The sequence below is a fragment of the Amycolatopsis sp. SID8362 genome, from assembly GCF_010550475.1.
GTDB classification, from domain to species: Bacteria; Actinomycetota; Actinomycetes; order Mycobacteriales; family Pseudonocardiaceae; genus Amycolatopsis; species Amycolatopsis eburnea.
The window spans coordinates 1-6,283 of sequence record NZ_JAAGNB010001369.1; the positions used below are offsets into that span (position 1 = coordinate 1).

Annotated in this window: 9 protein-coding genes and 1 pseudogene; all 10 read right to left on the minus strand. The window is 70.6% G+C overall.

Going from position 1 to position 6,283, the window contains the following annotated elements; genetic code table 11:
• Nucleotides 1–1,109: hypothetical protein (locus tag G3I65_RS42075; protein WP_160701039.1), on the minus strand; the 1,109-nt coding region annotated here is incomplete at its 3' end.
• A gap of 1 nt (nt 1,110) precedes the next feature.
• Entirely contained in the window at nt 1,111–1,707 is a 597-nt protein-coding gene (locus G3I65_RS42080) for a DUF3558 domain-containing protein (RefSeq protein WP_160701040.1), read from the minus strand.
• Complete coding sequence (locus G3I65_RS42085; protein ID WP_125309237.1) at nt 1,704–2,057, minus strand: hypothetical protein; 354 nt, start codon at nt 2,055–2,057, stop codon at nt 1,704–1,706. The genes G3I65_RS42080 and G3I65_RS42085 overlap by 4 nt, the downstream gene beginning before the upstream one ends.
• 126 nt (nt 2,058–2,183) lie before the next feature.
• Nucleotides 2,184–2,645 (minus strand): 50S ribosomal protein L9, encoded by a 462-nt coding sequence (rplI, locus tag G3I65_RS42090; protein ID WP_003098743.1) that lies wholly within the window; start codon nt 2,643–2,645, stop codon nt 2,184–2,186.
• Between the two features lie 14 nt (nt 2,646–2,659).
• Nucleotides 2,660–2,908, minus strand: coding sequence for a 30S ribosomal protein S18 (gene rpsR / locus G3I65_RS42095; RefSeq protein WP_003098744.1), 249 nt, complete (start codon nt 2,906–2,908; stop codon nt 2,660–2,662).
• A 43-nt stretch (nt 2,909–2,951) separates the two neighbouring features.
• On the minus strand, nt 2,952–3,461 hold the full coding sequence (locus tag G3I65_RS42100) for a single-stranded DNA-binding protein (RefSeq protein WP_125309235.1): 510 nt from the start codon (nt 3,459–3,461) through the stop codon (nt 2,952–2,954).
• Between the two features lie 17 nt (nt 3,462–3,478).
• The gene (gene rpsF / locus G3I65_RS42105) at nt 3,479–3,805 is read right to left on the minus strand and encodes a 30S ribosomal protein S6 (protein ID WP_176742059.1); all 327 of its coding nucleotides are present in this window, start codon (nt 3,803–3,805) and stop codon (nt 3,479–3,481) included.
• 102 nt (nt 3,806–3,907) lie between these two features.
• Nucleotides 3,908–4,828, minus strand: a complete 921-nt coding sequence (locus tag G3I65_RS42110; protein ID WP_160701041.1) for a hypothetical protein — start codon at nt 4,826–4,828, stop codon at nt 3,908–3,910.
• A gap of 85 nt (nt 4,829–4,913) precedes the next feature.
• Complete coding sequence (locus tag G3I65_RS42115) at nt 4,914–5,822, minus strand: hypothetical protein (protein ID WP_166641247.1); 909 nt, start codon at nt 5,820–5,822, stop codon at nt 4,914–4,916.
• 124 nt (nt 5,823–5,946) lie between these two features.
• Nucleotides 5,947–6,283: pseudogene (locus G3I65_RS42120) on the minus strand (hypothetical protein); the annotation flags it as partial.

Genomic DNA, 6,283 nt, shown 5'->3' on the forward strand with positions numbered 1-6,283 from the left:
CCGCCGGGCATGGCCACGCCGGTCGAGCCGCCGGGCCCGAAGCCCCCGCCGCCCGGCCCGAAGCCCGAGGGGTCGCCGATCCCGCCCGACCCGCCGGGGCCGAAGCCCCCGCCGCCGGGGATCGAGAAGTCGCCCGCGCCACCGGAACCACCGGGGCCGAACCCGCCGGCACCGGGGATCTTCGGCGGCGTGAAGCCGGACGAGTGGGTGCCGTCGCCGAAGTTCGGCGGGGTGTAGCTGCCACCCGGGATCTGCGACGGGTCGTAGTTCCCGCCGGGGATCTGCGAGGGGTCGAACTTCGGCGGCGTGTAGTTGCCGCCGGGGATCTGGGACGGGTCGAACTTGCCGCCGGGCGTCGTCGGCTGGCCGCCGAAGGACGGCACGCCGCCCGACCCCGGCATGTTCACGCCGGGCATCGAACCGGAGCCGTTGCCGTTCCCGCTTCCGGTCCCATCGCCGGTTCCGTTGCCGTCGCCGCCCGGCTTCTTCTTGCCGTCCTTGCCGTCGTCGACGGTGACGTTCTCCTGCTGCCCCTTGAGCGCGGAGTACGTCGGCATCTTCTGGCCGTTGTCGTTGCTCGCCTTGTAGTAGGTGTTGAAGGCGTCGACGTTGGCCTGGCCCTTGCTGTTGTAGTCGCGGATCGCCCGGTCGGTGTCGGTCGTCCACGGCGTCACCGCGTTGAGCAGGTTGTTCTTCGGCGGGTCCTTCGGGACCTCCTGGACCTGCGTGTGCACGGTGGTGAAGGCGTTGTGCTGCTCGCCGAGGTACTTGTCGGACTCGGTGAGCTTGGTGCCGGAGTCCTCCATCCACACGCGCAGCGGGTGCGCGCCGGCGTTCTGCGCCGCCTCGGAGCCGCCGCCCGACCAGGCCGCGTCCATCTCCTTGGCCAGGTCGTCGATCGTGCTGAGCCGGTCGGCGTAGGCGCCCTTGAGCCGGCTCGCCGCCGACTGCCCGGTCGCGATCGAGCCCGCGCCGGGACCGTGGGTGATCTTTTCCCAGATGTCGTAGCAGTCGATCTTCCGATCGCCCTGCGTCGAGGTGTGGTCGTCGGAGTGCGTCGTGGCCATGTTGTAGGCGGCGAAGCCGCCCAGCAGCACCAGTTCCAGCATCTCAGCCTCCCAGGGTGTGGATCATCGCTTCGCCGAACTTCATCGCCACCGAGCACGGGTCCGAAGCGCCGGTGCCGTTGTCGTACTGCACCAGGATGTTGACCGCCAGCTCGTCGGTCACCGCGACGAACAGGCCGCACTTGCCGCTCTTGCGGTCGTCGACCGCGGCGGCGTAGACGCCCGGGTAGCCGGCGGCCTGGGTTTCGCCCCAGTACGCGTCGTTGGCCTTGGTGTCGTAGACGTCCTGGAGCCCGTTCTTGTTCGCGGTCACCGTGGTCACGTCGATCTGGTTGCCCGGGTCGGCGGCTTCGGTGAACGTGCAGCTCGGGCCGTTGCCCGTGGTCCGCGGCTCGCCTTCGCCGAACCCGAGGTCGGAGCGCGCCGACGCGGACAGCGTCGCGCAGGCGTCCGAGGTGATCGCGCCGGTGTTCAGCGGGCTCGGCACCCGCGGCGCGGTGTCGGCCACGGCGCGCGTCTCGCTGCTGGTTTCGGCGGTCGTCGGCGCCGGGTTGGCGCTGCCCCTGGTCTTGCCGCCGCACCCGGCGACGGCGAGCACGGCGAAAGCCAGCGCCGGGACGGCGAGCAGTCGTCGGTTCACGTGGCCTGGTTCCCCGTCTTCGCCATGTCGGCCTGCGTCTCCGACTCCTTGGTGGTGATCTTCTTCTTCGCCGCGGTCAGCGCGTCGATGTAGTTCGTGACGTATTCCTGCATCTTGCGGTTCTGCTCGAGGAAGGCCTTGCCGGACGGGTTCGCGAGCTTCTCCCAGTCCTCGCTGGCGAACTCCTTGCCGGGCGCCTTCACATTCGCCATCAGGTTGGCGTCGTCGTAGTCGCGCTTCAGGTCGGCCCGCAGATCCTGCCACTTCTTGATGACGGCGTCGATCTTGTCGGCGTCGAACGTGAAGCCACCACCGCCGGCCGGTGCTGACATGTTGACTTCATTGGCCATCCGGATCCATCCCCTTCGCGTCCCCGCCCATTCTCCTCCGACGCCGCCCGCCTGTCCGGGGTTCCCCCGAAACGCGTGAAGGCGGGCCGCCCACCAGGGACGACCCGCCTTCCACGACGTACTGCCTTACTGCGCGACGGCCTTGACCTCGAGCCGCACGTCGACCTTCACGTCCGGGTGCAGCCGGGCGCCGACCGAGTGCTTGCCCACGGTCTTGATGTGGTCGCGGAGCTCGATGACGCGCTTGTCGAGCAGCGGGCCACCGGCCGCCTTGATCGCGTCGACGATCTCGCCGGCGGTGATCGAACCGAAGAGCTTCTTCGAGCCCTCGGCCGCCTTGCCGGTGAGCTGGATGGCGCCGAGGCCCTCCAGCGTCGCCTTGATCTCCTTGGCGTGGTCGAGGTCGCGGATGCGACGGCTCTCCTGCGCGCGCTGGATGGTGCGCACGTTCTTCTCCGCGCCCTTGGAGGCCACGATCGCGTAGCCCCGCGGGAGCAGGTAGTTGCGCGCGTAGCCGTCCTTGACCTCGACGATGTCGCCGGGGCCGCCCAGGTTGGCCACGTCCGTGGTGAGGATGATCTTCGCCATTTCAGTGCCCTCCCTTAGCGCGCGGTCGAGGTGTAGGGCAGCAGCGCCATCTCGCGGGAGTTCTTGACCGCGATGGCGATGTCACGCTGGTGCTGGCTGCAGTTGCCGGTGACGCGACGGGCACGGATCTTGCCGCGGTCGGAGATGTACTTCCGCAGCAGGTTGGTGTCCTTGTAGTCGATCAGTTCCGGGCGGCCCTTCTTCTCGGCCTTGCAGAACACGCAGACCTTCTTCTTGGGCTTGCGGATGGGTGGCTTGGCCACTGTCTACTCCTGGTAATTCAAATCTTTGTGGATGTGTACGAGATCAGAAGGGGGGCTCGTCCGAGAAGCCGCCGCCACCGCTGCTCGCGGCGGGCGCGGAACCCCACGGGTCGTCGGCCGGTGCGCCGCCGCCACCGCGGTTGCCACCGCCTCCGCCGCCGCCGAAGTCACCACCGCCGCCGCCACCGCGGCTGACCTTGTTGACCTTGGCCGTGGCGTAGCGCAGCGAGGGGCCGATTTCGTCGACCTCGAGCTCGACGACGGTGCGCTTCTCGCCTTCCTTCGTCTCGAACGACCGCTGCTTGAGGCGGCCCTGCACGACGACGCGGGCGCCGCGCGTCAGCGACTCGGCGACGTTCTCCGCCGCCTGCCGCCAGATGTTGCAGCGCAGGAACAGCGCCTCGCCGTCCTTCCACTCGCCGGACTGCCGGTCGAGGGTGCGCGGGGTGGACGCGACGGTGAAGTTCGCGACCGCCGCACCGGACGGGGTGAAGCGCAGTTCCGGGTCGGACGTCAGGTTGCCGACCACCGTGATGACGGTGTCTCCAGCCATCGGGATTCCCCTCGGGCTCAGGCCTTGGCGGCAGCGGGCTTGGCCGCGGCGCGCTTGACCTCGCGGCGCATGACCTTGGTGCGGAGCACGGTCTCCTGCAGCGACAGCTGGCGGTCCAGCTCCTTCACCGCGTCCGAGGACGAGTTCAGGTCGAGCAGGGCGTAGATGCCCTCCGCGTGCTTCTTGATCTCGTACGAGAGGCGACGACGGCCCCAGACGTCGACCTTCTCGACGCTTCCGCCCGAAGTGCGGATCACGTTGAGGAACGTGTCGAGGGTCGGGGCGACCGTGCGCTCGTCGAGCGTGGGGTCCAGGATGACCATTACCTCGTAATGGCGTGACACAACCACTCACCTCCTATGGGCTCGCGGCCACGGACTGTCCGTGGCAGGAGGGTTTGTCCAGGTAAGGCTACCTGGGGGTACCGACAGGACCGGACGGCGGGGTCAGCTCGCGCGGCGCAGGACCCAGGTCCGGACGAGCCCGGCGGTCACCCCGGCCAGCACGATCACGGCCAGCAGCATCGGCAGCTGCACGTCGTTCGAAGCGCCGTTCGAGGCCAGCGACTGCGCGTTGCCGGCGTCGCGGATGTCCGCGCCCTGGCCGCTCTGGTCGCCCTGCCCCGCCTGCGGCGCGGAGGCGTCACCCGGCAGGGTGCCGTTCGCCGGGTACCGCGCGCCCGGGGCGACGGCCGTGCCGGCGGTCGCGGTGGGGATGCCGCTGTAGTCGCGCATCGGCGCGCTGCCACCCGTACCGCCGGTGGTGCCGGGGTTCAGGTTGGAGAGGTTGCCCGAGGTGCCGCCGGGGACGGTCCCGGTGCCGCCGCCCGGCTGGGTGCCGGTGCCGCCCGCGCCCGGGGTGGACGGCGGGGCGTAGTTGGTGGCGATGGTGGTCAGCCCGCAGTTCTTCGCGACGTTCGCCGAGACCGCGTTGAGCACCTCGGTCTTGGTGCTGTCCAGCACGCCGAGACCGTTGGAGCCCTTGAGCGCGGTGGCGACGGCGCTGCCGATCGCGGAGCCCGCGATCGTGCCACCGGCGGAGTTCGGCACCTGGCCGACGGCGAGCGCGCCCTTGCTCGCGATGGTGTCGGCGATGGTGTTCGGCCACACCGAGAGGGCGGTCCAGAGGTGGGAGTTGACGTAGTCCTGCGCGCCCTTGCGGACGAGCTCCTTCACCGACGTGCCTTGCACGGCGACGGTGTCGCCCATGCTGCCGTTCACCGCGCCCGAGCAGGTGCCCGCGAGCGTCGTGGCGGCCGAGGCCGGGCCCGCGGAGAGGAACGCTCCCCCGGTCACGAAGGCGGCGACGGCGGTGACGGTCAGTGCGCGGCGGGTCGTCTGCCAGGTGGGGATCTTCCGCACGAGCACTGTCCTCCAGGGAATTACGGGGGCGTCGTTCCAGGCAACACCAGGATCAACGAAGGAGATACGTGAAAGATACTCGGCAGTCGGGTCAATTCGCAGCGGCCATTCGGCGGAGCACCCAGGTGCGGACGAGGCCCGCGCTGACTCCGGAGAGTGTCAGTACCGCGATGAGCAGCGGCAGATTCGACCCGTTCGTGAAACCGTCCGATGCGGACGGTAGCGCTTCGGCGCGGCCTGCCGTCTGGACGCCGGAACTGCCGTCCGCCGCGGTGCCGTCGGGGCCGGTGAGGCCGTACTGCGGCGCGTAACCGGGGATCTGGCTGCCGTACCGGATCGCGGGCGACGGCGTGAACAGGCCGGCTGTCGCGAACGGGATGCCGCTGTAGTCGCGCATGGGGGCGTAGCCCGTGCCGATGCTGAACGGGAAGCCGCCGAACGCCGGGCTGGCGCCGCCGCCGGAGAAGCCGGGGAGCAGCGGGCTGTTGGCTTCCGGGATGCCGCCGCCCTGCTGCGTGCCGCCCTGCTGGTTGCCGCCGGTCCCGCCGGACGGCGGTTGCTGCGGGTTGCCACCGGGTCCGGGCTGCTGGCCGGGGGCGGGCTGGCCGCCGCTCAACGCCGACAGACCCTGCTGGGTCCCGCTGGTCACGCCCTGGACGCCCTGGTTGATCGCGCTGGCCGCGGGCGCGCCGACGACCGGCACCGGCGAAACGACGGTGCTCACCACGTTGACCGTGACCTTGCACAGCGTGCCGAGGATCGCGTTGATCGTGCCGGTGAGGACCTTGGTGCCCTCCGTGACGACGCCCAGGTTGAGCGGAAGTCCGAGCAGCGGGGTGGTGGCCTGGATCGTGTCGCCGGGCTTGGCGCTCACGGTGCTGCCGCACGCCACGGTCTTGGTCTCGGCCGACGCCGTGCCGGGCAGGCCGAGGACGGCCGAACCCGCGAGCACGAACGCCGTCGCACCGACCGCCGTTGCCCTCCGTGTCCGCTCCTGCATGCGCGCCGCCCCTGGTGTCGTGGCCTCTTTCCCAGGACAACGACGTTAGGGCAGACGAGTAACGCCCGCTCGCTCAAAAATGTCCGGCATTCGAGTGGAAGCGGGCGTCACCCTGCGTCAGGGATCAGGCCGGCTTGCGGCGGATCCAGGCCCGGACGAGGGCCGCGGCCACGATCGCGAGCGCCAGTACCGCCAGCAGCATCGGCAGTTTCGCCGGCGGGGTGACGCCCGGCAGGGCCTCCGCGGTGCCGGACTTCTGGGCGTCGACGGTCGGGACCTGCTGGCCCGGGATGACCTGGGCGACCACCGGTGCCTGCACCAGGGTGCCCGGCAGCAGCGCGGCGTTGGTGAAGATGCCGGAGATCGCGTCGCCCGGCAGGCCCGCGTTGCCCGGGCCGGTGGTCACCGGGCCGGTGCTGTCGCCCGGCGGCGGGTTCGGCCCCGGCGGCACCGGGGACGGC

Bases quoted from the DNA above. Each gene is read 5' to 3' on its own strand.
- G3I65_RS42085 (WP_125309237.1), bottom strand. From the start codon at position 2,057: ATGGCCAATGAAGTCAACATGTCAGCACCGGCCGGCGGTGGTGGCTTC.
- rplI (WP_003098743.1), bottom strand. From the start codon at position 2,645: ATGGCGAAGATCATCCTCACCACGGACGTGGCCAACCTGGGCGGCCCC.
- G3I65_RS42100 (WP_125309235.1), bottom strand. From the start codon at position 3,461: ATGGCTGGAGACACCGTCATCACGGTGGTCGGCAACCTGACGTCCGAC.
- G3I65_RS42115 (WP_166641247.1), bottom strand. From the start codon at position 5,822: ATGCAGGAGCGGACACGGAGGGCAACGGCGGTCGGTGCGACGGCGTTC.